At 43.3% G+C, this 24,422-nt stretch carries 17 protein-coding genes; 16 read left to right on the forward strand and 1 reads right to left on the reverse strand.

The window, feature by feature from the left end:
- Positions 1–318 precede the first annotated feature (318 nt).
- The 11 genes from sdhA (at position 319) to IEE84_RS00610 (ending at position 17,592) form a co-directional block, all read left to right on the forward strand.
- Positions 319–2,169 carry a succinate dehydrogenase flavoprotein subunit gene (gene sdhA / locus IEE84_RS00560; protein ID WP_057757857.1) on the forward strand — a complete coding sequence of 617 codons (1,851 nt, stop codon included), beginning with the start codon at positions 319–321 and terminating at the stop codon, positions 2,167–2,169.
- A gap of 223 nt (positions 2,170–2,392) precedes the next feature.
- Positions 2,393–3,103: a succinate dehydrogenase iron-sulfur subunit gene (locus IEE84_RS00565; RefSeq protein ID WP_055123743.1), complete on the forward strand. Its 711-nt coding sequence runs from the start codon at positions 2,393–2,395 to the stop codon at positions 3,101–3,103.
- 914 nt (positions 3,104–4,017) lie between these two features.
- The gene (locus tag IEE84_RS00570; protein ID WP_191114521.1) at positions 4,018–6,894 is read left to right on the forward strand and encodes a 2-oxoglutarate dehydrogenase E1 component; all 2,877 of its coding nucleotides are present in this window, start codon (positions 4,018–4,020) and stop codon (positions 6,892–6,894) included.
- A 155-nt stretch (positions 6,895–7,049) separates the two neighbouring features.
- The gene (gene odhB / locus IEE84_RS00575) at positions 7,050–8,297 is read left to right on the forward strand and encodes a 2-oxoglutarate dehydrogenase complex dihydrolipoyllysine-residue succinyltransferase (RefSeq protein WP_191114522.1); all 1,248 of its coding nucleotides are present in this window, start codon (positions 7,050–7,052) and stop codon (positions 8,295–8,297) included.
- Positions 8,298–8,558: 261 nt separating this feature from the next.
- On the forward strand, positions 8,559–10,013 hold the full coding sequence (gene lpdA, locus IEE84_RS00580; RefSeq protein WP_114701392.1) for a dihydrolipoyl dehydrogenase: 1,455 nt from the start codon (positions 8,559–8,561) through the stop codon (positions 10,011–10,013).
- Positions 10,014–10,171: 158 nt separating this feature from the next.
- Positions 10,172–11,338, forward strand: coding sequence for an ADP-forming succinate--CoA ligase subunit beta (sucC, locus tag IEE84_RS00585; protein ID WP_057757869.1), 1,167 nt, complete (start codon positions 10,172–10,174; stop codon positions 11,336–11,338).
- Positions 11,339–11,488: 150 nt separating this feature from the next.
- Positions 11,489–12,364, forward strand: a complete 876-nt coding sequence (sucD, locus tag IEE84_RS00590) for a succinate--CoA ligase subunit alpha (RefSeq protein WP_101204626.1) — start codon at positions 11,489–11,491, stop codon at positions 12,362–12,364.
- A gap of 81 nt (positions 12,365–12,445) precedes the next feature.
- Positions 12,446–13,522, forward strand: a complete 1,077-nt coding sequence (gene galE / locus IEE84_RS00595) for a UDP-glucose 4-epimerase GalE (protein WP_224737808.1) — start codon at positions 12,446–12,448, stop codon at positions 13,520–13,522.
- A gap of 80 nt (positions 13,523–13,602) precedes the next feature.
- Positions 13,603–14,487, forward strand: coding sequence for a UTP--glucose-1-phosphate uridylyltransferase (locus IEE84_RS00600; protein WP_191114523.1), 885 nt, complete (start codon positions 13,603–13,605; stop codon positions 14,485–14,487).
- A 3-nt stretch (positions 14,488–14,490) separates the two neighbouring features.
- On the forward strand, positions 14,491–16,170 hold the full coding sequence (gene pgi / locus IEE84_RS00605; protein WP_191114524.1) for a glucose-6-phosphate isomerase: 1,680 nt from the start codon (positions 14,491–14,493) through the stop codon (positions 16,168–16,170).
- Between the two features lie 63 nt (positions 16,171–16,233).
- Positions 16,234–17,592 (forward strand): UDP-glucose/GDP-mannose dehydrogenase family protein, encoded by a 1,359-nt coding sequence (locus IEE84_RS00610; protein ID WP_191114525.1) that lies wholly within the window; start codon positions 16,234–16,236, stop codon positions 17,590–17,592.
- Between the two features lie 102 nt (positions 17,593–17,694).
- Here the strand turns inward: IEE84_RS00610 and IEE84_RS00615 are convergent, their stop codons facing one another.
- The gene (locus IEE84_RS00615) at positions 17,695–19,182 is read right to left on the reverse strand and encodes a phosphohexomutase domain-containing protein (RefSeq protein WP_191114526.1); all 1,488 of its coding nucleotides are present in this window, start codon (positions 19,180–19,182) and stop codon (positions 17,695–17,697) included.
- A 138-nt stretch (positions 19,183–19,320) separates the two neighbouring features.
- Here IEE84_RS00615 and mazG point away from each other — a divergent pair, with 138 nt between their 5' ends.
- From mazG to panB, 5 genes are all read left to right on the forward strand, one after another.
- Positions 19,321–20,187, forward strand: coding sequence for a nucleoside triphosphate pyrophosphohydrolase (gene mazG, locus IEE84_RS00620; protein ID WP_191114527.1), 867 nt, complete (start codon positions 19,321–19,323; stop codon positions 20,185–20,187).
- Positions 20,171–20,545 carry a ComEA family DNA-binding protein gene (locus tag IEE84_RS00625; RefSeq protein WP_191114528.1) on the forward strand — a complete coding sequence of 125 codons (375 nt, stop codon included), beginning with the start codon at positions 20,171–20,173 and terminating at the stop codon, positions 20,543–20,545. Before mazG ends, IEE84_RS00625 begins: the two co-directional genes overlap by 17 nt.
- 166 nt (positions 20,546–20,711) lie before the next feature.
- On the forward strand, positions 20,712–22,928 hold the full coding sequence (pcnB, locus tag IEE84_RS00630) for a polynucleotide adenylyltransferase PcnB (RefSeq protein WP_191114529.1): 2,217 nt from the start codon (positions 20,712–20,714) through the stop codon (positions 22,926–22,928).
- Position 22,929: 1 nt separating this feature from the next.
- Complete coding sequence (gene folK, locus IEE84_RS00635) at positions 22,930–23,451, forward strand: 2-amino-4-hydroxy-6-hydroxymethyldihydropteridine diphosphokinase (RefSeq protein WP_191114530.1); 522 nt, start codon at positions 22,930–22,932, stop codon at positions 23,449–23,451.
- 126 nt (positions 23,452–23,577) lie between these two features.
- A complete protein-coding gene (gene panB / locus IEE84_RS00640; protein WP_191114531.1) occupies positions 23,578–24,378 on the forward strand; it encodes a 3-methyl-2-oxobutanoate hydroxymethyltransferase in 801 nt (266 codons plus the stop codon).
- Positions 24,379–24,422: the final 44 nt, after the last annotated feature.

A 24,422-nucleotide genomic window follows, 5' to 3' on the forward strand; every position in this document is an offset into this window, starting at 1 on the left:
AAAAAGCTCTGATATCTATATAACGACGGATGCATCCAACTGATACATTAGTTGGCAAAGTATTTTAGAGCCATCCGTTGATAGCCAAGAATAGTCATAGCATTGGACTGGCATTACTGATCAGCTAATCTGATTATAGTTGAGTAGGCTTAGTTCAGTATAACGATAGATATGCAAATTAAGTGATTAATGACTATTAAGACTCTTTATTTTATAAGCTTAGAAATGGCTAAATAGTAAGCCTTTATAGCTGTAATAGAGATATCTCAAAAGTCTTTAATTTACTTTTACGCATTAACAGGCATTAGGAAAACCGTAATGGCAACTAGACAAGACAATACCATTAGTAATATCAAGACCTTAAACTACGATGCAGTTATCGTTGGTGGCGGTGGCTCAGGTATGCGTGCTTCATTGCATTTAGCGGAAGCGGGCATGAAGGTTGCAGTCCTTACCAAAGTATTCCCAACGCGTTCGCACACGGTTGCCGCTCAGGGTGGTATCGGTGCAAGTTTGGGTAACATGAGTAATGACAACTGGCACTTTCACTTTTATGATACCGTTAAAGGATCAGATTGGTTAGGTGACCAAGACGCTATCGAATATATGTGCCGTGAAGCGCCAAAAGTAGTCTATGAGCTTGAGCACATGGGCATGCCGTTTGACCGTAACGAAGACGGTACTATTTATCAGCGTCCGTTCGGTGGTCACACGTCTAACTATGGTGAAAAAGCAGTACAACGTGCTTGTGCTGCTGCTGACCGTACAGGTCATGCACTACTACATACGCTATATCAGAAAAACCTAGAGCAGGGCACTGAGTTCTTTATCGAATGGATCGCCCTTGACTTGATCAAAGACGAAGCTGGTAACATCAACGGTGTTGTCGCGCTTGAGCAAGAGACGGGTACGATTGCTGTATTCCAGTCACCGATTACAGTTCTAGCGACAGGTGGTGCTGGTCGTATTTTCGCAGCTTCTACCAATGCTTATATCAATACTGGTGACGGTATTGGCATGGCAGTACGTGCTGGCATTCCATTGCAAGATATGGAGTTCTGGCAGTTCCACCCAACTGGTGTCCATGGTGCAGGTGTACTATTGACTGAAGGTTGCCGCGGTGAAGGTGCTATCTTGCGTAACAAAGATGGCGAAGCGTTCATGGAGCGTTATGCGCCAACCGTGAAAGACTTGGCACCACGTGATCTCGTATCGCGCTCAATGGACCAAGAAATCAAAGAAGGCCGTGGTTGTGGTCCTAATGCTGACCATATCGTAATGGATATGACGCATTTAGGTGTTGAAACCATTATGAAGCGTCTACCATCAGTATTTGAGATCGGTAAAAACTTCGCTAACGTTGACATCACTAAAGAGCCAATTCCAGTAATCCCAACCATTCACTACATGATGGGCGGTATTCCAACCACTATTCATGGTCAAGTGATTGTACCAGATCTAGAAGCAGGTACTGATGAAGACGGCCTATATGCTAAAGGCAATGTTGTTAAAGGTCTTTATGCAATTGGCGAGTGTGCTTGTGTCAGTGTACATGGTGCTAACCGTCTAGGTACGAACTCTCTACTAGATCTATTGGTATTTGGCCGTGCAGCTGGTAAGCATATCGTTGATGAATTCCATCATGCAGATCATAACTACAAGCCACTTGATCCACGCGTACTTGACTTTACAGTGAAGCGTTTAGACAAATTGCAACAGTCTACTGAAGGCTACAACGCGCAAGACGTGGCTGATGAGATTCGTGCTACGATGCAAAAACACGCTAGTGTATTCCGTACGCAAGCGATGATGGACGAAGGCGTTGAGAAAATTTTAGCGCTAGGTGAAAAAATCGACAAGATCCATCTTGGCGATAAATCACAAGTGTTCAACACAGCACGTATTGAAGCATTCGAAGTTGCTAACTTGTATGAAGTAGCAAAAGCGACAATGATATCTGCAGCGAAGCGTCATGAAAGCCGCGGCGCGCACAGTGTATCTGACTATGATCGTCCAGAAGATGATGATTACGCACCTAACGGCCGTAATGACCACGATTGGATGAAGCATACTTTATGGTACTCTGAAGGAAATCGCATCATTTATAAGCCAGTACGTAAAGTGCCATTGACTGTTGATTATATCGAACCAAAAGTCCGCGTCTACTAATTCTAGATTGCATACTTTATGTATAGTTGATAGATAACAGCAGTGTTAACGTTTTATCCCTTATTAATTTATTAAAAAGGTGACCGCCAGCTACATGCTCATGCCAGCGCTACTATGCTATTAATTGGTATCCGATATTGGTTATCAGTACTGATTAATAGCTAGCGCAAATATGTTGCAATCTTTGTATGCCCGCCATCACCTACGTGTGGAGTTTAGCATTATGAGCCGAGGTACTCGCACCATCGAAATCTATCGCTACGATCCTGATCTGGACGCAGCGCCACGTATGCAAACTTATACGATTGAGCTACTTGATTCAGATCGTATGTTGCTTGACGTACTATTACGCCTAAAGAAAGAAGACGAAACGCTTACTTTCCGTCGCTCTTGCCGTGAAGGTATTTGTGGCTCTGACGGCATGAACATTAATGGTAAGAACGGTTTGGCATGTCTAATCAACATGAACACGCTACCAGAAAAAGTAACGGTTCGTCCGCTACCTGGTTTGCCAGTGGTTCGTGATTTGGTTGTTGATATGAACCAGTTCTATGAGCAGTATGAGAAAGTACATCCATACTTAATTAATGATCAGCCAGCACCGCCAACAGAGCGTTTACAGTCGCCTGAACAGCGTGAAAAGCTGAACGGTCTATACGAATGTATTCTATGTGCTTGCTGTTCAACCAGCTGCCCATCATTCTGGTGGAACCCTGATAAGTTCCTAGGTCCATCAGCGTTACTGCATGCTTATCGCTTCGTTGCTGATAGCCGTGACGGTGATACTCAAGCACGTTTAGCTCGCTTAGACGATCCGTTTAGCTTGTTCCGTTGCCGCGGTATCATGAACTGTGTATCAGTTTGTCCAAAAGGCTTGAACCCAACCAAAGCCATCGGTCACTTACGTAATATGTTGATTGATCAAGCTGGTTAAGCATAAGTAATTGATCTCTATAGTTACTATACGAAAAACACCACCTATTCATTAGGTGGTGTTTTTGTTAGTTAAAAAGCTGATATATAGGTTTACTACTTTTTACAGCTAACTTGTCATTTAAAAATATGATGAATTTAGCCTATTAAAAAATAGGTATTAAATGATTTAAGAGTAAAACTGTATGGTCAATACGTTGGTCGTATGTAAGAAGAAATAATATATAGACAATCACCCTATATAATCGAATATAGACACAGTCGAATTTTGGTATAATTGTATTTGGTATTTAATGAGATGATCAAAGCGTCTTTTTTGGCGCTTAATATGTGTCGTTTGAGAAGATTATGACATTATCAGGCTAAAATACTATGCGCACAATGATTATGCGTTTATAATTGATGATAGATATTCATTACATAAATACCTAGTATTGAACAAACAAACTATGTCGCAAAAAATGGGCATGATAATCTATACAGCAATGTATGTCTGTCTGAAAAGGCAGGATTTATCAGCAAATTTAGGGTAATTCAGCATCGATAACCAGTTGATAGGTTAGCTGAAAATATAATTATCTATTAATAGCTTATCATTAATGGATTGGTTATGACTCAAAGAAGTATATATAAATTAATGTTGTGAAACGAGCTAGATAAGAAAACTGAGCGTTCACAAATAGTTTTATTTTTAGACGGGTATTGCAATAAGACTTGTTACCACTATTTAGCATCACTTGCTCTTGTAGACAATAACAGCAATATTCTATGGTGATGGCAATACTTAGGGATAAAAGTGTTTTATCGAATAGTATTTAACAGGATATGACACATTGTCTAACTACCTGAGCATACAACGACTGACACAATAATAAGCACGATTCCATTCATTTATCTATCAAATAGACGATTATTATGAATAGTATAACCAAAGAAAAATCTGGCCAAGTACATACCGAACTGGCTGCCGATAACGCCAACTATATAGAAGCTCTCTACGAGCAATACCTAACAGACCCTGATAGTGTTGATACTGACTGGCAAACGTACTTTGAACAGTATAAGTCGCAGAATGATGCTCAGCATAACGCTATCAAAGATCAGTTCTTACTACTTGCTCGTAATCAAACGGCAAATAAGAGTAGCAGTACTGATACCGATTCTAGCAGCTCTGCCAACTGCGATCCTAAGCAGATGGGCGTACAGCAACTAATCTCAGCATACCGTCGTCGCGGTCATCGCCGTGCCAAGCTTGATCCTTTAGATTTGCATCCACGTGCAGAAGTAGAAGACTTGACGCTTGCTTATCATAATTTGTCAGAAGCTGATCTCGATACCGTATTTCCAACCAATGATTTAGTCATTGGTAAAGATGAAGCGACATTGCGCGAAATCATCGAAATCATGGAGCGTGTTTACTGTGGCCATATCGGTGTCGAGTATATGCACGTTACCACCAGTACAGAAAAACGCTGGATGGAAGAATACCTAGAGACTAATCTAGGCTATATCAAATTCGATAAAGAAAAACGTTTATCTATTCTTGAGCGCTTGACGGCTGCTGAAGGTCTAGAAAAATATCTTGCTCGTAAATATACGGGTGTTAAGCGTTTTGGTTTGGAAGGCGGCGAGAGCTTCATTCCTGCTATCAATGAAATCATTCAACGTGCTGGTGGATATGGCACAAAAGAAATGGTCATTGGTATGGCTCACCGTGGCCGCCTAAACCTACTAGTCAACATCTTAGGTAAAAACCCTGCAGACTTATTTGATGAGTTTGATGGTAAAGTACAGCCAGAAAAAGGCTCAGGTGATGTTAAATACCACAATGGTTTCTCATCTAATGTGATGACACCAGGTGGCGAAGCGCATTTGGCTTTAGCATTTAACCCATCGCATCTTGAAATTGTCGCACCAGTACTACAAGGTTCAGTACGTGCCCGTCAAGTACGCCGTAACGATCAGCCACTATTAGACAACACTGGTGGCAACTCAGTATTACCTATCGTGATTCATGGTGATGCCGCTTTTGCTGGTCAAGGTGTGGTTCAAGAAACTTTCCAAATGTCACAGACTCGTGCTTATACCACTGGCGGTACTGTGCATATCGTGATCAACAACCAAGTTGGCTTTACTACTAGCCGTCAAGAAGATGTTCGTTCAACTGAATATTGTACTGACGTTGCCAAGATGGTTCATGCTCCTATCCTACATGTAAACGGTGATGATCCTGAAGCAGTCGTATTTGCCGCTCAGTTAGCATTAGATTATCGTCATAAGTTTGACAAAGACATCATCATTGATTTGTTCTGTTATCGCCGTAATGGACATAATGAGGCAGATGAGCCATCTGCAACTCAGCCATTGATGTATGCTGTTATTAAGAAGCTTCCAACTACTCGTACTCTGTATGCGCAGAAGCTTATCGCAGAAGGTATCTTGAATGCCGAAGAAGAGAAACAGTACGAAGATGACTATCGTGAGTCGTTAGACCGTGGTGATTATGTTGTTAGCTCATTGGTTCAAGAGCCTAACGAGCAGTTATTTGTAGATTGGAAACCTTATCTAGGTCATGACTTGGTTGATGACTGGGATACCAGTGTTGATATCGAAAAACTGAAAAGTTATGGACGCCGTATGGCCGAAATGCCAGAAGGTTATAAGCTACAACGTCAGGTTCAAAAAGTCGTTGAGCAGCGTCTAGCAATGCAAACGGGCGAAGAGCCTCTTAACTGGGGTGCAGCTGAGACATTGGCTTATGCATCATTGGTTGACAACGATGGCGTATTAGTCCGTATTACTGGTGAAGATGTAGGCCGTGGTACTTTCTCACACCGTCACAGCGAAATATACAATGTCAATGATGGCAGCATGTATGTACCGTTGTCTCATTTGAGCGAAAATCAAGCGCGCTTTGCTACTTATAACTCATTGCTATCAGAAGAAGCGGTACTAGCCTTTGAATATGGTTACGCGACCACCGTACCAAATGCATTGATCGTTTGGGAAGCACAGTTTGGTGATTTCGTTAACGGTGCTCAGGTTGTGATTGACCAGTTCATCTCAAGCGGCGAGACTAAATGGCAGCGTGTTTGTGGTTTGACGATGTTGTTACCACATGGCTTTGAAGGTCAAGGCCCTGAGCATTCATCTGCACGTCTAGAGCGTTTCTTACAGCTATGTGCTGAAGACAACATGCAGGTCATTACCCCAACGACTCCTGCGCAAATTTATCATGCATTACGTCGTCAGGCAGTACGTCCTATTCGTAAGCCATTGATTGTCATGTCACCAAAGAGCTTATTACGTCATAAGCTAGCAACTTCTAATCTAGAAGAGCTTGCTAACGGTAAGTTTGAGACGGTATTGCCAGAGATGGACGATCACAACGCAGATAAAGTGACTCGTATGGTTCTGTGTGGTGGTAAGGTTTATTATGATTTGTTAGAGCAGCGCCGCGCATTAGGTCTTGACCATGTGGCTATCGTTCGTATTGAGCAATTGTATCCATTGCCAGAGACTCGCTTAATCGCTGAAATTGAAAAATACAGCAACCTAACTGAAATCGTATGGACGCAAGAAGAGCCATTGAACCAAGGCGCTTGGTACTACTTAGCACCGCATATGTTCCGTATTGTCGTACCGCATCCAACCAAAGCAAAAGTCATGGAGCCAGTAGCGCGTCCTCCTAGTGCAGCCCCTGCAACAGGATCACCGAAACTGCATGCTCAACAACAGCAAGCACTCATTGCTGGTGGCCTTGGCATAAGTGTTGATGAATTAGCTCAGTAACACCTTGTCTAATCAAAAGATTATAGAAGATAAATGAATCAGGCGATGACAGTCAGTGTTTTTTAATAAAATATAAGCAAAGTTATTAGAAAACTACTGACTGCCTATCACGACTTAATAATAAGTATGAATATCCAAATCTAAGGAGTATATCGATGGCTGACATCAAAGCCCCCGTTTTTCCAGAATCGGTTGCCGATGGCACAATCGTTGAGTGGCACGTCACTGAAGGTCAACAAGTTAATCGTGATGACCTATTGGCTGAAATTGAAACTGATAAAGTTGTATTAGAAGTTGTGGCACCTGATGATGGTGTATTGACCAAAATCGTAAAGCAAGTTGACGATACTGTATTGTCTGATGAGCTTATCGCTCAGTTTGAAGCCGGTGCAAGTGCTAGTGCTAGCGCAGAAGAAGCGCCAGCAGTAGATCCAGACCAACCAGCTGCGCCAGTTCAAGCAAAGCAAGCTGCTGATGGTGGCGAGCCTGTTCAAGCAACAGATAAGAAAGGCGAAGCTGATCATAAAGATCAAAGCCCAGCAGTTCGTAAAGCAGCAAAAGAGTCAGGTGTAGACCCTAAAGAAGTTGAAGGTAGTGGCCGCGGTGGTCGTGTAACCAAAACTGATATGGCTAACCCAACATTGAAATCAGACAGCAGTATCAAGTCTGACAGTGGCCGTCCTGTTGCTGAATCAATGGGTGAGCGTACTGAAAAACGTGTTCCAATGACTCGTCTTCGTAAGCGTGTTGCTGAGCGTCTATTATCAGCATCACAAGATACAGCGATGTTGACGACGTTTAACGAAGTGAACATGAAGCCATTGATGGACATGCGCGCTAAGTACAAAGAGAAGTTTGAAAAACGTCATGGCGTACGTTTAGGCTTTATGTCGTTATTCGTAAAAGCAGCGACAGAAGCGCTAAAACGCTTCCCAGCAGTAAACGCTTCACTAGATGGCGATGACATTGTTTATCATGGTTTTTATGATATCGGTGTAGCAGTATCTTCAGATCGCGGTTTGGTTGTTCCAGTACTACGTGATACTGATCGCATGAGCATGGCTGACGTTGAAAGCACAATCCGTGAGTTTGGCGGTAAAGCACAGCAAGGTAAGCTTGGTCTAGAAGACATGACTGGCGGTACGTTCACTATCTCTAACGGTGGTGTATTTGGTTCATTGATGTCAACACCTATCTTGAACCCACCACAAACTGCTATCCTAGGTATGCATGCTATCAATGATCGCCCAATGGCAGTCGATGGCAAAGTTGAAATTTTACCAATGATGTACCTAGCACTATCTTATGACCATCGTATGATTGATGGTAAAGAAGCAGTACAGTTCTTGGTAACTATCAAAGAGTTGGTCGAAGACCCTGCAATGCTACTACTAGACCTGTAAGCTTTTAAGCTTGTATTGGCAACCGCTGATACAAGCTTTTTAACTTTGGTATAGATAATGATTTTTATTACTCAGCGATCACTTGATGCGCTGATAACTGTATTTAAATGAATTTAATAATGGTGACTTGCTATCGATTATCGATGAGTGAGTCTATCTCACTGATATAGTGTATTAACTATTCAGTGTAGATAACGCTGATCTATCAGCAAGATAACAACCAGTTTAAATGACACATACAATTAAAAATAGGAACGTACTATGAAAGACAATTATGATTTAGTCGTCATCGGCGGCGGTCCTGGTGGTTACGAAGCAGCTATTCGTGCAGGCCAGCTCGGTATGAGCGTTGCTTGTATCGAAAAGCGCGTTTATAAAGGCGAGCCAGCACTTGGTGGTACTTGCTTAAACGTTGGTTGTATCCCATCAAAAGCCCTACTTGACAGCTCACATCGTTACGAAGCTACTAAGCATGACCTTGACGAGCACGGTATCAGTACTGGTGACGTTGCTATCAATATCGAAAAAATGATAGAGCGTAAAGAAGGTATTGTTAAGCAGTTGACTGGTGGTGTTGCAGCGTTGCTAAAAGGCAATGGTGTTGACTGGCTACAAGGCTGGGGTACTTTAGTTGACGGTAAAGGTGCTGACAAAAAAGTTAAATTTACTGCTCTAGAAGACGAAAGCGAAACGACGATTACTGCTAAGAATGTCATTCTTGCGGCAGGTTCTGTGCCTATCGAGATTCCTGTTGCCAAAACTGACGGTGACCGTATTGTTGATTCAACTGGCGCACTTGATTTTACCTCAGTACCTAAGCGTCTAGGCGTCATCGGTGCTGGTGTTATTGGTCTTGAGCTTGGTTCAGTATGGCGTCGTCTAGGTGCAGAAGTAGTGGTATATGAAGCACTTCCTAGCTTCTTAGCTGCTGCTGACAAAGACATCTCAAAAGAAGCCGGCAAAATGCTGAAGAAGCAAGGTCTTGATATCCGTGTCGATACCAAAGTAACCAATGCTGAAGTACAAGGTGACCAAGTTGTCGTCACTAGCGAAAGCAAAGGCGAATCGAGTGAGGAGAGCTTTGACAAGCTAATCGTTTGTGTTGGCCGCCGTGCTTATTCTGAAAAGCTGCTTGGCGATGACAGCGGTATCACGTTGACTGAACGTGGCCTTATCGATGTCAATGACCAGTGCAAAACCAATCTTGATGGCGTTTATGCTATCGGTGATTTGGTCCGTGGTCCTATGCTTGCGCATAAAGCGATGGAAGAAGGCATGATGGCTGTTGAGCGTATTCATGGCGAAAAACCTCAAGTTAACTATGACACTATCATCAATGTCATTTATACTCACCCAGAAATCGCATGGGTAGGTTTGACTGAGCAAGAAGCTGAAGAAGCTGGCTATGAAGTTAAAACAGGTTCTTTTAACTTAGCTGCCAACGGACGTGCATTAGCGCAAAGTGAAGCGCAAGGTTCTGTGAAAGTAGTTGCTGATGCAAAAACAGATCGTTTATTAGGTATGCATGCTATCTCTGCTGGTGCTGGTGATATCGTCCATCAAGGTATGATCGCGATGGAGTTTGTCTCTAGTATCGAAGACTTGCAGTTGATGACATTTGCTCATCCAACTATTTCAGAAGCAGTGCATGAAGCTGCTCTATCTGCAGATGGCCGTGCTATTCACGCTATCCAGCGCAAAAAGCGTAAGAAATAAGTAGTTGCTCGTTTAGTTATTATCGATTTACAACCTGATTGGGGTATCGCTATTTTGGTGATGCCACAATCATGAGTGCGTCAGACGTATGATTAATATGTATATGTGCGCACTTGATTTCACTTTTTATTAATTGTAAAAAATAAAGGATACAATCAATGAATTTACATGAGTATCAAGCAAAAGAGCTATTAAAAAGCTACGGTTTGCCAATTCAAGAAGGCATCATCGCTCATAACGGCGAAGAGGCTGCTGCAGCTTTTGATAAAACCCCAACTGACATTGCGGTAATTAAAGCACAAGTACATGCTGGTGGTCGCGGTAAAGCTGGTGGTGTAAAACTGGTTAAAACTCGTGAAGAAGCTAAGCAAGTTGCTGAAGAGCTGATCGGTACTAACCTAGTAACGTTCCAAACTGATGCTGATGGTCAGCCAGTAAACTTCGTATTGGTTGCAGAAGATATGTATCCAGTACAAACTGAGCTATATCTTGGTGCAGTCGTTGATCGTGCAACTCGTCGTGTAACTTTCATGGCATCTACCGAAGGTGGCGTAGATATCGAAGAAGTAGCACACAGCACTCCAGAAAAAATCTTTAAAGTAAATGTTGATCCTTTAGTTGGTTTAATGCCTTTCCAAGCGCGCGACGTTGCGTTTAAACTTGGTCTAGAAGGCAAGCAAATCAATCAATTCGTTAAATTGATGACTGGCGCTTATAAAGCATTTGTTGAAAACGACTTTGCCCTAATGGAAATTAACCCATTAGCTGTTCGTGAAAATGGCGAAATCGTTTGTGTAGATGGCAAAATCGGTATCGACTCAAACGCACTATATCGTCTGCCAAAAATCGCAGCGCTACAAGACAAGACTCAAGAAAATGAGCGCGAGCTTAAAGCCGCTGAATTTGACCTAAACTATGTTGCTCTAGAAGGTAACATCGGTTGTATGGTTAACGGTGCTGGTCTTGCAATGGCGACCATGGACATCATCAAATTGTATGGCGGCAAGCCTGCTAACTTCTTGGACGTTGGCGGCGGCGCAACTAAAGATCGCGTTGTTGAAGCGTTCAAAATCATCCTAGAAGACAGCAGTGTTGAAGGCGTTCTAATCAACATCTTCGGCGGTATCGTACGTTGTGACATGATTGCAGAAGCTATTATCGCTGCTATCAAAGAAGTTGACGTACAAGTACCAGTTGTTGTTCGTTTAGAAGGTAACAACGCTGAGTTAGGCGCACAAATCCTAGAAGAGTCTGGTCTGAAACTGATTTCAGCTCAAGGTTTATCTGACGCGGCTCAAAAAATTGTCGATGCTGTTAAAGCGTAAGTCTTTAAATATAAGTGTTTAGAGATAAACGCTTAAGCATAGTAGTCAAATCGTAATAGTGGTTTTTATAATAGAGATTGGTTATCAATATTTGATAATAATAGTTATAAAGACCACTGTTACAAGACAACCGAATACAAGGAAAATATAATGAGTGTATTAATCGATAAAGATACCAAAGTATTGGTACAAGGTTTTACTGGTAAAAATGGTACGTTCCATTCTGAACAAGCCATCGAATATGGTACAAAAGTAGTTGGTGGTGTAACGCCAGGTAAAGGCGGTCAAACGCATCTAGGTCTACCAGTATTCAACACCATGGCGGAAGCCATGGAAGCGACTCAAGCTGACGCTTCTGTTATCTACGTACCAGCACCATTCGTACTAGACTCTATCGTTGAAGCAATCGATGCTGGCGTTAAGTTGATCGTTGTGATCACTGAAGGCGTACCGACTATCGATATGCTAAAAGCAAAACGCTATCTTGAAGAAGCTGGCGACGTACGTTTGGTTGGTCCTAACTGCCCAGGCGTTATCACTCCAGGTCAGTGCAAAATCGGTATCATGCCAGGCCATATCCATCAGCCAGGTAAAGTAGGTATCATCTCACGCTCTGGTACGTTGACTTACGAAGCTGTAGCTCAAACTACTAAACTTGGTTTTGGTCAGTCAACTTGTATCGGTATCGGTGGTGATCCTATCCCTGGTATGAACCAGATTGACGCATTGAAATTATTCGAAGCTGATCCACAAACTGAAGCTATCATCCTAATCGGTGAGATTGGTGGTACTGCTGAAGAAGAAGCTGCTGCTTATATCAAAGACCATGTAACTAAGCCAGTTGTTGGTTATATCGCTGGTGTTACTGCTCCAGAAGGCAAGCGTATGGGCCATGCTGGCGCTATCATCTCTGGTGGTCAAGGTACTGCTGAAGAGAAATTCAAAGCGTTTGAAGATGCTGGTATCGCGTACACACGTGACCCATCTAAACTTGGTGATAAGCTAAAAGAAGTTACTGGTTGGTAAGATAGGCATTAGTCTACAGTTAAACTACTAAATCTACATTGAAATATGATAAAGACACCCCTACAATGGGGTGTCTTTTTTATGCCTGAAAATTTTATGAAAAATAAGATACTAGTCACGGGTGGGGCAGGTTATATTGGTACGCATACCTGTATAGCATTGCATGAAGCAGGCTATGATGTTGTTGTGTACGATAACTTATCCAATAGTAGCCTTGAAGCGATTAACCGTGTCTCTACGCTTATTGGAGAGACAATTGAGTTTGTCGAAGGGGATGTTCGAGATACTGAGTCACTTAAAAAAGTGTTTGCTGCATATCATTTTTTTGGTGTGATTCACTTTGCTGGGTTAAAAGCAGTTGGGGAGTCAGTAGCAAAGCCATTGCTGTATTATAATAATAATGTCAGCGGCACCATAACCTTATTAGAAGTTATGGCAGAATATAATGTGAAGAATTTAGTTTTTTCATCGTCTGCCACTGTCTATGGTGATCCTGAATCCTTACCTATCGATGAGAGCTCAAAGCGTTCTTGTACCAATCCTTATGGACAAAGTAAGCTTGCTGTCGAATACATATTAGAAGACTTAGCTGTGTCTGATGGCAGCTGGAACCTGATTGCTCTTAGATACTTTAATCCAGTAGGCGCGCATCCATCAGGACAGATTGGCGAAGACCCTAATGACATTCCTAACAACTTGATGCCTTATATTTCTCAAGTAGCCGTCGGCAAACTTGAAAAGCTCAGTATCTTTGGTAATGACTATCCTACTGTCGATGGAACAGGTGTCCGTGACTTTATTCATGTTACTGATTTGGCTCAAGGTCATGTGGCTGCATTAAATTATCTAGATAAACAAACCAGACCAAACGAAAGTGGTACGACACAACAATATTCAATAGGCTTTTTACCTATTAACTTAGGAACTGGTAAAGGTACTTCTGTCTTGGAATTGGTATCTGCATTTTCTGATGTATCTGGAAAGGTTATTGCTTATCAGTTTACAGATCGTCGAGCAGGTGATATCGCGAGTTGTTATGCCAGTGCCGATAAAGCGAAAACGTTGTTAGGGTGGCAAGCTGAATTATCGATTACTAATATGTGTCAAGATACATGGCGTTGGCAGAGCATGAACCCGAATGGCTACGATGTCTCTTAAGTCGTATGGTGTTACAGCTGCCTAATAATGCGTTATGATTGACTCATTCCTACCCACCTTCTTAATATAGCTAACATACTATGAAAAAAATCACTCACGCCGTTATTCCTGTCGCAGGCTTTGGTACTCGTATGTTGCCATTGTCGAAATCTGTACCAAAAGAGTTGTTACCGCTTGGCAATCGTCCTGCCATCCATTACGTGGTCGAAGAGGCCATCGCTGCGGGTATCAAGCATATTGTCTTGGTCAGTCATGCGCAAAAGAGCGCGATTGAAAATTATTTTGATATCAATGCGGAATTGGACAATCAATTACGTCATAAAGGTAAAGATGAGCTAGCTGATAACTTAAATTGGTTGCCAGCGGATGTGACGGTATCGATGATACGCCAAGGTAAGGCGTTAGGTTTGGGACATGCAGTACTGACAGCGCGACCAATCATTGGTGAGCATGACTTTGCCGTATTGTTACCTGATGTCGTACTTGATCCATTCAGCACTAATATGTCTGCTGATAATTTGGCCTTTATGCTAGATGCCTTTGCTACAGATGGTCATTCACAGATATTGGTCGATCAAGTAGCGGATGAAGACGTACATAAGTATGGTATCGCTCGACTAGATGAAAAGTTCAGTGATACTAATGATATTAATGAAGAAATAAATATTAATGCTAGCTTTAAAGTGGTTGGTTTTGTAGAGAAGCCCAATTTAGATGATGCTCCTTCCAATCTGGCTGTGGTAGGGCGCTATGTATTTAGCAACCATATCTTTGATTACTTAACCAATACTAAAGCTTCAGTTGGCGGTGAGATTCAACTGACAGATGCGATTGACGCGCTCATTAGTGAATATGGTGTCCATGTCACAACTATGCGCGGCAATAGCTATGATGCAGGCGATATGCGCTCTTATATGCAGGCATTCATTTACTTTGCCGAGCAGCAATTAGCAGATGATGAATAGCTGATGAAAGAGATAAAGGGCGACAAGGCATATAGCAGTGCTCGACATTCTAAATACTGGCAGCAACTAGAAACGCTTGCAAAGCATCCGTGGTCGCTTGCACAGTTATTTGCGCAAGATGATAAGCGTACCAAGCATTTTAGCGTGCAGGCTGGTGCGCTGTATATGGATTTTAGTAAGCAGCGTATCGATCAGACAGTATTGTCTAACTTGCTAAGTTTGGCCGATAGTTGTGAGCTGGATGCTCGTATTGATTCATTACTACAAGGTGCAATGGTAAATACCAGCGAGCAGCGTGCTGCGTTGCATACGGCGCTACGTTTGCCAGCGACAGCGACATTACAAGTCGATGGACAAAATATCGTCACTGATGTACATCATAGTTTGTCACAAGTGGCACGCCTCTCAGAGCGCGTGCGCAATGGCACGTGGCGCGGGTTTTCGGGCAAGGCAATTACAGATGTCGTCAATATTGGGGTTGGTGGCTCTGATCTTGGCCCACTCATGGCAACTACGGCGCTTGATGAATGGGCAGATACCAGTATTGAGGTGCATTTTGTCTCCAATATGGACGGTACGCAGCTTGATAATCTACTCAAGCATTTAAATCCTGAAACCACACTATTTATTATCTCTTCCAAATCCTTTGGTACGGTTGACACTTTATCAAATGCTAAAACGGCGCTATCTTGGCTACTTGCAACGGCAAAACTTCGCGCCGGTACAGAAGATAGTGTGTTGCGTCGACACTTTATCGGCATCTCAGCCAATAGTGAAAAAATGAGTGCTTGGGGAATTCATCCTGAGCATCAGTTACAGCTTTGGGAATGGGTAGGCGGGCGCTTTTCTTTATGGTCGGCTATAGGACTTGCCATTGCTATTCGTATCGGTATGAATGGCTTTAAAGCTTTATTAAGCGGTGCCCATAGTATGGATGAGCATTTTGCACAGGCGGGCTTTGCTGATAACTTACCAGTGCTGCTAGGCTTGTTAGCTGTTTGGAACAGTACTTTTTTACAAGTAAATGCGCATACCGTATTACCTTATGATGGCAGGCTAGGCTATCTACCCAGCTATCTTACCCAGCTAGAGATGGAGAGTAATGGTAAGTCTGTTACTCGAAATGGGGATCATATTGATTATGATACGTGTCCAATTCTATGGGGTGAAATTGGCTCAAATGCGCAGCATGCATTCTATCAGCTGCTACACCAAGGCACGCAGCAGGTTTCCTGTGACTTTATCGCTTGTGTACGTCGCTACGGTGATGAGGCGCGAAACTCCTCATTGCAACAACAGCACGAATTGTCTTTAGCAAATTGTTTGGCGCAAAGTCGAGTATTGGCATTTGGCAATGCTGCTGTAACAGATCTGGTCGATCCACAGACAGTTTCTGAAGCAGACAAATATAAGTATTACCGTGGTAACCAACCGTCAACCACATTACTGATTGATGAGCTGACGCCGCATAGTTTAGGCGCATTGATAGCGCTCTACGAACATAAGGTCTATGTCATGGCCAGCATTTGGGATATCAATCCGTTTGATCAATGGGGCGTCGAGATGGGCAAGCAAATGGCAGATTCCGTACACCATGCCATGCAGCACGTGCAGGAAGACTCTCAAGGTCTCTTTGATACGTCTACTGACCAATTACTACAGCGTATCAAACAGCTGTCTTAGTAGTATTGATACGTCAATAATATAGGAAAGACGCTCATGGGGACGGCTTTATATGGTAGCTATATGAATAAAAACAATAATAAATCTGAACCAAACCAATTAACTGATTCTACAGTTTGTGTGCTTATTGGTCACAGCATAGAGGCGATTACCAGTGCAGTGGTGCTAGCAAGTTTAGGTCAGTGTGTGCATCTTTATGCAGACAAGGCGCTACTGACGCAGCAGATACAACAGTATGGTTTTGAGCATCATCTGCAAGCTCTATGGCAAATGTATGAGCAGCAGCAAGTCATTATCAGTAAGGAATTACCAACTAGTGCTGACATGCTAATAAGAGGCTATGAAGCAGCTGGTCATAATGAAACTGATGTTCAAAGTCCGGTGACGCTTTACTGGTTGTTTTTAGACAGTATTAAGCCTGTATGGACAGAAGAGAGTTGGATTACCGCTTTTAATCAAAGCCATCAGCAAGCACTACCTGTGATTATAAGCGGCATTGAGCAATTAGGCCATGTAGCCGATTTGGCTCAGCGCCTACAACGTGCTTGGGTGTATTACGTGCCATTTGTATTCTTGCAAGATGGCGATGCGTATAGCTCGATGCTGAATCCTTCGTTATGGCTACTGGGTGAAAAAACAGCAAGTAGCAGCCAACACTTGAATGTGTTGAAACCTTTAATACAGCATGCACGCGCTACTCATCATGCTGATATTGCAACGATAGAGTTTGCTCGCAGTAGTATCATGGCTATGCTAGCGACTAGAGTGAGCTTTATGAATGAGATGTCACGTTTGGCTGATAGTCAAAATGTTGATATTAGTCAAGTCAGTCGCATCATGGGATTGGATGAGCGGGTAGGCAGTAGTTATCTAAAAGCAGGGTGGGGATTCGGTGGTAATACTTTGCCCACTGAGCTGGCTAAATTGCAACAATCAAGCTTCACACACAGTTTAGATATGCCTTTATTACAATCTATTATGCATATTAATGAAGATCAAAAAGAGCTGATATTCCGTAAATTCTGGCAATATTTCGATGGTTTTATCGATAATAAAACAGTCATGATTTGGGGCGGTAGTTATAAGTCAGGTTCAGGACGTACCGCTGGTTCAGCTATCCATCCGTTGTTAGCATTACTGTGGTCTTATAATATTCGCACACTGGTTTATAGCGATAAGGCACAGCATGAACTTGCCGAGCTCTATCAACAACAACCTTTGCTTGAGCTTATTACTAGTCCCTATCAACAGCTTTGCGATACCCATGCTATTTTCATCGTTAGTTGGTCACCACGAGATCAATTGGATATTGGCAAAATCAATCAACAAGCCATGCCAGTATTTGATGCGCAAAATGCCCTGACACGCTCGCAAATTAATAGCTTAGTAGGTGACTATATGGGTATTGGTCGAACTAAATAGTTTGATTTAAGGTTTTCTGTGTATAGAAAAAAGGCTCGCTAATACTCATTAGCGAGCCTTTTTCGACTGACAATCAGAATGATTTTTACTGGGTCAATGACTTTATGCTGGTACGGCACCTTGCGTTGCTAACCATTGCTGAATTTCTTGAGTTTTAGCAGCCAGTAACGGTTGATCACCGCGACTTTCAATATTCAATCTGATAAGCGGTTCGGTATTCGATGCACGCAGATTGAAGCGCCAGTCACCAAAATTCAGACTTAAACCATCGAGTGTTGATTTAATTGGTTGCTCGTTGCTGAATTTATCTTCAATTGCGCTAATAATTGTTGGTGCGTCATAGGTTGTAAGACGAAAGTTTAGTTCACCTGAGCTAGGATAGGCGGCAATATAGCCTGTGACCAATTCGGATAGTGTTTTACCAGTGATAGACAACAGTTCAATGGTCAATAACCATGGAATCATGCCACTGTCGCAATAGAAGAAGTCGCGGAAATAATGATGCGCGGACATTTCACCGCCATATACAGCACCTGAGTCCCGCATGACTTGCTTGATAAATGAGTGTCCAGATTTACTAATGACAGCCTTACCGTTGTGTTCCTCTATCACTGCTTCGGTGTTATAAATCACTCGTGGATCATAGACGATTGATTCACTCGGGTATTTGTTCAAAAAAGCTTGAGCGAGCATACCGACGATATAGCTACCATCGATAAATTCGCCACGTTCATCGAATAGGAAGCAGCGATCAAAGTCACCATCAAAGGCAATGCCAAGATCCGCGTTATTTTCCAAAACGGCTTTCTGGGTGGCCACTCTATTGGCCTCAATCATTGGATTGGGGATGCCATTAGGGAAGCTACCATCTGGTGTATGATGCAATTTAATCACTTCAATCGGTGCATCTGCTTGTGCTAATTTATCAACTAATAAATCGACCACAGGACCTGCACTACCATTGCCTGAATTAACGACCAGTTTAAGTGGTTTTAGTTTATCAGTATTGATAAAAGTCATGACATGATCGATATACGCGCTTTTATCCGTCAATAACTGTAATTTGCCTGATTGATTATCCGTAGTGAACTGCCCAGATTCTGCCAGTGCTTGAATCTCTGCCAGCCCATCATCGGCACTGATTGGTTTTGAATGTTCTTTAACCAGTTTTAGGCCATTATAGTTGATAGGATTGTGACTGGCAGTCACTTCGATACCACCTAACGCCTGATAGTGACTGGTAGCAAAATATACTTCTTCAGTACCACTCATGCCCAAATCAATAACATCAACGCCTGCATCAACGATGCCTTTGATAGCGGCTTGCTTTAACTGCTCACTAGAGTGGCGAATATCACTACCGATAACGATAGCAGGTTTTAGAGTTGCTACATCATCGGCTTGGGTTTGAGCTGCTGCCTGATAACGCTGATATAAAATCTGTGCGAACGCGCGCCCGATACGGTAGGAAATCTCTTCATCGAGATTGACCCCAAGCTCACCCCGAATGTCATAGGCCTTAAATGAGCTGATAGTAATAGGGTCGAATGTCGCAGCTGGTTGATAGTTGGTGGTCGCAGAAGTGGGCATAATGATAAAATTCCTCTCGCATGAGCAGTGGTAAAATGAAGTCGTCAGTAGCACAATTATAAGCCAAGCTGTGTTCAATGATACACTAACTATTAGACGAATCAGCAAACAACACATAAAACGATAAGAGCCATCCTTATGAGTATTTCAGACAATAAAATTACCGTGCCCAAGCCCGTGCAAGGAACTCCAGACGCTACTGGCCAGCTTGATGATTTGTTAGCGTTGATGGCACGACTAAGGGCAGACTGTCCGTGGGACAAAAAGCAAACCAACCATAGCCTTATTCCGTATGCCATCGAAGAGGCTTATGAGCTAGGCGAAGCGGTACAAAGCGATGATGATGAGGACATCAAAGGTGAGCTTGGCGATGTGCTGCTGCAAGTGGTGTTTCATTGTCAGATGTATGCGGAGCAAGGGCGCTTTGATATGAGTGATGTCATTACGACCTTACAAGAAAAACTGGTTCGCCGTCATCCGCATGTGTTTGAAGCCGAAACGCTCAAAGACGATGCGGCAGTAAAAGTACGCTGGGACGAAATCAAGCTTGAGGAGCAGCAGGCACGCGAAGCACGTGGTAAATCAAAGCGTCGCTTAGATCAAATCAAAGCGGGTAGCGCATTGATGCAGGCGCAAGATGTACAAAAGCAAGCGTCAAAATTGGGTTTTGATTGGGAAGGTATTGCAGGGGCAGTGGATAAGCTAGATGAAGAGATTGCCGAGCTAAAACATGAGCTAACAGATAAGTCTACAGCTGAGGTTAAAGCTAACGTCAGAGAGGTCGAAAAGGAATTAGGCGACTGTATGTTTGCACTGGTCAATGTTGCACGCAAATTAAATTTGGATGCAGAGACAGCAACCTTAACCTGCGTGCACAAGTTTAAATCTCGCTTTGGCTACATTGAAACTCAATTGGCTGCTGCTGGCAAGCGTATCGAAGACAGCGATATAACAGAAATGGATGCACTGTGGGAAGCGGCGAAACAACATGAACGCTCATCGTAAATTTTCATTTGCCAACTTACTGACGACCACCGCTTTTAGTCTCCTATTGTCTGTGGTCGCACTCAGTAATGCAAATGCAGATCCTTGTTTTGACGACCCTCAGCGTGCCTATAAATATTTAATAGAAAAAGAACAAGCTATCACACAAGCGCGTGAGCAGAAAGTTATCAATATCAATCGAGCTAATGAAGGTGAGCTAGTGTCGTTAGATGGTATCGGCAGTAGTAAAGCGCAGGCGATAATTTTATATCGTGACATGTTTGGCGATTTTAAGACGGTGAATGAGTTGGCAAAGGTGAAAGGTATCGGTGCAAAAACAGTCGAGAAAAACCAAAGACGTTTAAGCGTGCGTGATTAATTATGGTGTTTTGCATTAATTAACCCCAATATTGACAAAATAGCATGTAAGTAAATGTCATAACACCCCCAGTAGGTCCAAAATTTGTTAAACTAGCGGGTACATCCGCCTGATAAACGCTGTGTTATTCAGGGGTAGTTAAAGAATACCGGCGAGGAGTAGATGCATGGCCGAGCGTGCCGCCAAGCAGTTAGAACTGAACAAATCTGAATTACCCAATTCCATTACTGAAGTGATTGCCACATTGACCCGTGCTGGGTTTGATGCGTATATCGTCGGTGGTGGTGTGCGCGATACTTTACTAGGTCTGCGCCCGAAAGACTTTGATGCCGTCACCGATGCCAAGCCGCATGAGATTAAAGATGTCTTTGGCAAGCGCTGCCGCATTATCGGTCGCCGCTTCCAGTTAGCGCATGTATATTCAGGTCGCGAGTTGATCGAAGTTGCTACTTTCCGTGGTCCACCAACCAGTGATGCTAATACCAATCAAGACGGTATGATTCTGCGCGACAATGTTTGGGGCGATATCCAACAAGATTTCTCCCGTCGCGATTTCTCTATTAATGCGCTTTATTATCAACCGCTCAAAGGCATCGTTCATGATTTCTGCGGCGCGCTTGATGATATTGATAACAGAATCATTCGTCTATTGGGCAATGCGCCAGTACGTATCGAAGAAGATCCTGTGCGCTTGTTACGTGCCTTACGTTTCAAAGCCAAGTTAGGTTTTGAGTTTGATGAAGCGTTGTCTGCTCAATTTAATGATGGGAACTGGGCGCTGCTTGAGCAAATATCACCGCATCGTCTCTATGATGAAACGCAAAAGATGTTTACCGGTGGCTATCTAGTACCCCTATTGCCATTATTGTTTGAATCAGGTGCGATTGATAGTCTCATTATCTATCCACCGTCTGAGCCAAGTGCTTTAGTCAATCAGGTAGCTATCAATACTGATAAGCGTATTGCAGCGGGCAAGAGTATCAACCCTGCGTTCTTCTATGCTGCCTTACTATGGGAAAACTATCTGCATCAATTGGCAAAAGCTAAGAAGCGCAATATGCCGTTTGCCGAAGCGCAAATGCATGCGGCTGGCAAAGTCATCGACCGTCAGCGTATCAAAACCGCTATTCCGAAGTTTGCTGAGCAGTTTATCCGTGATATCTGGATATTGCAGCCAAAACTTGCAGCCCCGCGTAGCAAGCAAATCGTTCAGCTATCTGAGCATCCACGTTTCCGTGCTGGCTTTGACTTTTTGTTATTGCGTGAGCAATGTGGCGATGCTGAGCATCCGCTATCAGAGTCAACCAACGATATGGGTGACTGGTGGCAGACGTATCAGACCTTGTCTGAACAAGAGCAGCAGCAAGCGATTGATGAGTTTGATGAAAATATTCGCCGAGGCGCTTATAAAAAAGGGCAACGTGGTCGCGGACGTAATCGTCAAGAATCAAAAACACAGACTACTGATAACGCAACACCTAATCAGAACAGTACAAAGCAAAATAAAGCCGATGACCGTGCTGAAAAAGGTGGAAATGATCAAACAATGGTAAATGATTCGTCAAATATTCCAGCCCGTCGTCGCCGTGCTGCCAGCCAATCTAAAGCTAGTCGCAATGACAGCGGAAGACACGGCGTGCAGCAAATAGAGCAAGACAATAACGAGCTTGCTCAGTTGCAGCAGTTGTCTCTTGCTAATAACAAACAATCGGCAAATCAACAGGCAAAGCCTAAGCCGTTATTTGTTATCGAGCACGAGAACGTTGTACCGCCATTGCAGAAGCAACTGTCAGCTGATGATACGTCGAAACGTAGTAAAGCACCTGTGCGAAAGCCAGCATCAACCAATCAAGATGCACCAAAGCAAGTGGTTAAGTCTGAACGCGTAGATAGTAGCACTCAGCCGTCTAAGACTAACCAGCCAGAAGCTCAAGCGTCAGCTAGTCAGGCTAGACCAGCTCGCTCGATCGCAAGATCACCTGCGTTAGTCAGTATGAATAACGAGCCGATCCCGCATAAGCGTCGCCGTCGTCAACCTACTGTAGACAATACGAGCAATATCGAAGTACAAGGCAATAGCGATGCGAAGGGTAGTAATGGCAAAGCACAGCCAGCAGCGAAGTATACAAAAAAAGCGCCTAAACCTGCCGTTGAATCGACTGATAAAAGCGATACTAAAAGTGTAAAGTCAGTAGGTAGCAAAGACGCGGCAAAAACCGCTGCACCTGCGAGAGCAAAGAAATCGGTGAAAACAAGTACTACAAAGGCTGCTAAAGCGAAGCAAGATACGAATGATCAGATGCCTGCTGTGAAAGTAACTGATAACAAAGGCCCTGTACCATCGAAGCGCCGCCGCCGTCAGCCTAGTACTGAAAGCGCATAATATGAATAACAGTACAGATAATAGTAACTGGGTTACCTGTTATGTGGGCTTGGGTAGCAACCTCGCTAATGAGCTAGGTTCGCCTGCCGATCATTTGCAGCAGGCACTTGCAGTAATGCGAGCACATGAGCAGGTACGTGAAGTAAGTGTCTCTTCTTTTTATGCTTCAGCACCGATGGGTCCGCAAGATCAGCCAGATTTTGTTAATGCAGTAGCTGGTTTTGAAACGACACTTACCCCTTATGAGCTGCTTGCTTTTTGTCAGCAGTTAGAGAGTATGGCCAAGCGGGCACGTTTGCGTCGTTGGGGTGAACGTAGTCTAGATGTTGATATTTTGCTATACGGCGAGACACAGATTATTGATCCAACACTGACAATACCGCACGCTGGTTTAAGTGAGCGCAATTTTGTCTTAATACCACTGCGAGAGTTGGCACCAAACTTAACCATCGCAGGTAAGTTGATAAGTGACTATTCACAGAGTCGCGATTGGACAGGTTTAATATTACTATCAAGCGATTGATTATAAGTAATTGATGCTAAGTGATAGACGTTAAATGTTTGAAAGATTCATCTAACGTATTTCAAGCATAGCTCTTATAGTAGCAATATTGATAATCAAAGGCATTGCAGATTAATTGAGGGTCATATGACGACATTATCTACTCTAAATAAATTTAAGAAAGACGGTACCAAGTTCACGTGCTTGACCTGTTATGACTCGATGTTTGCACGAATGATGGAAAAAGCCGAAATTGACACGATTCTAATTGGGGATAGCTTGGGCATGGTTGTACAAGGCCATGACTCGACATTACCTGTGACAGTCAATGATATGGCTTATCACACTGCCAATATTGCCCGTAGTAACAAGCATGCGTTGATATTGGCTGACCTGCCGTTTATGAGTTATGTGACATTGCCAGAAGCCGTTGCTAATAGCCGCACGCTGATGCAAGCAGGGGCGCATGTCATAAAAATCGAAGGTGGTAGCGAGCTGTGTGAATTGGTAACGACCTTGGCGCAAGCAGGTACACCAACTTGTGTACATCTTGGTTTGACTCCGCAATCAGTCAACGTGTTTGGCGGTTATAAAATTCAAGGTCGCGGTGATGAAGCGGCTGATAAACTGCTTGCTGACGCCAAAGCAGTTGTCGCTGCAGGTGCTGCACTGCTAGTACTAGAGTGTGTTCCAGCCGCGCTTGCAAAAGCCGTTACTGAAGCCGTTGCCGTGCCAGTTATCGGTATTGGTGCTGGAGCCGATACTGATGGTCAGGTATTGGTTATGCACGATATGCTAGGTATGGCGCATGGCCGAGTGCCACGTTTTGTCCATGACTTCTTAACCGATGAGCGTAATAGCGCACACAGTATCGAAGGTGCTTTTGCGCTCTATCAGCAGTCAGTACGTAAAGGTAGCTTCCCGACTGGGCAGCACCAATTTAGCTGATTTTGACGTTATTAAAGTTGTTTAAGCTATTGAAAAAAGAACGT

Origin of the sequence: Psychrobacter sp. 28M-43 (assembly GCF_014770435.1) — a bacterium.
GTDB lineage: Bacteria > Pseudomonadota > Gammaproteobacteria > Pseudomonadales > Moraxellaceae > Psychrobacter.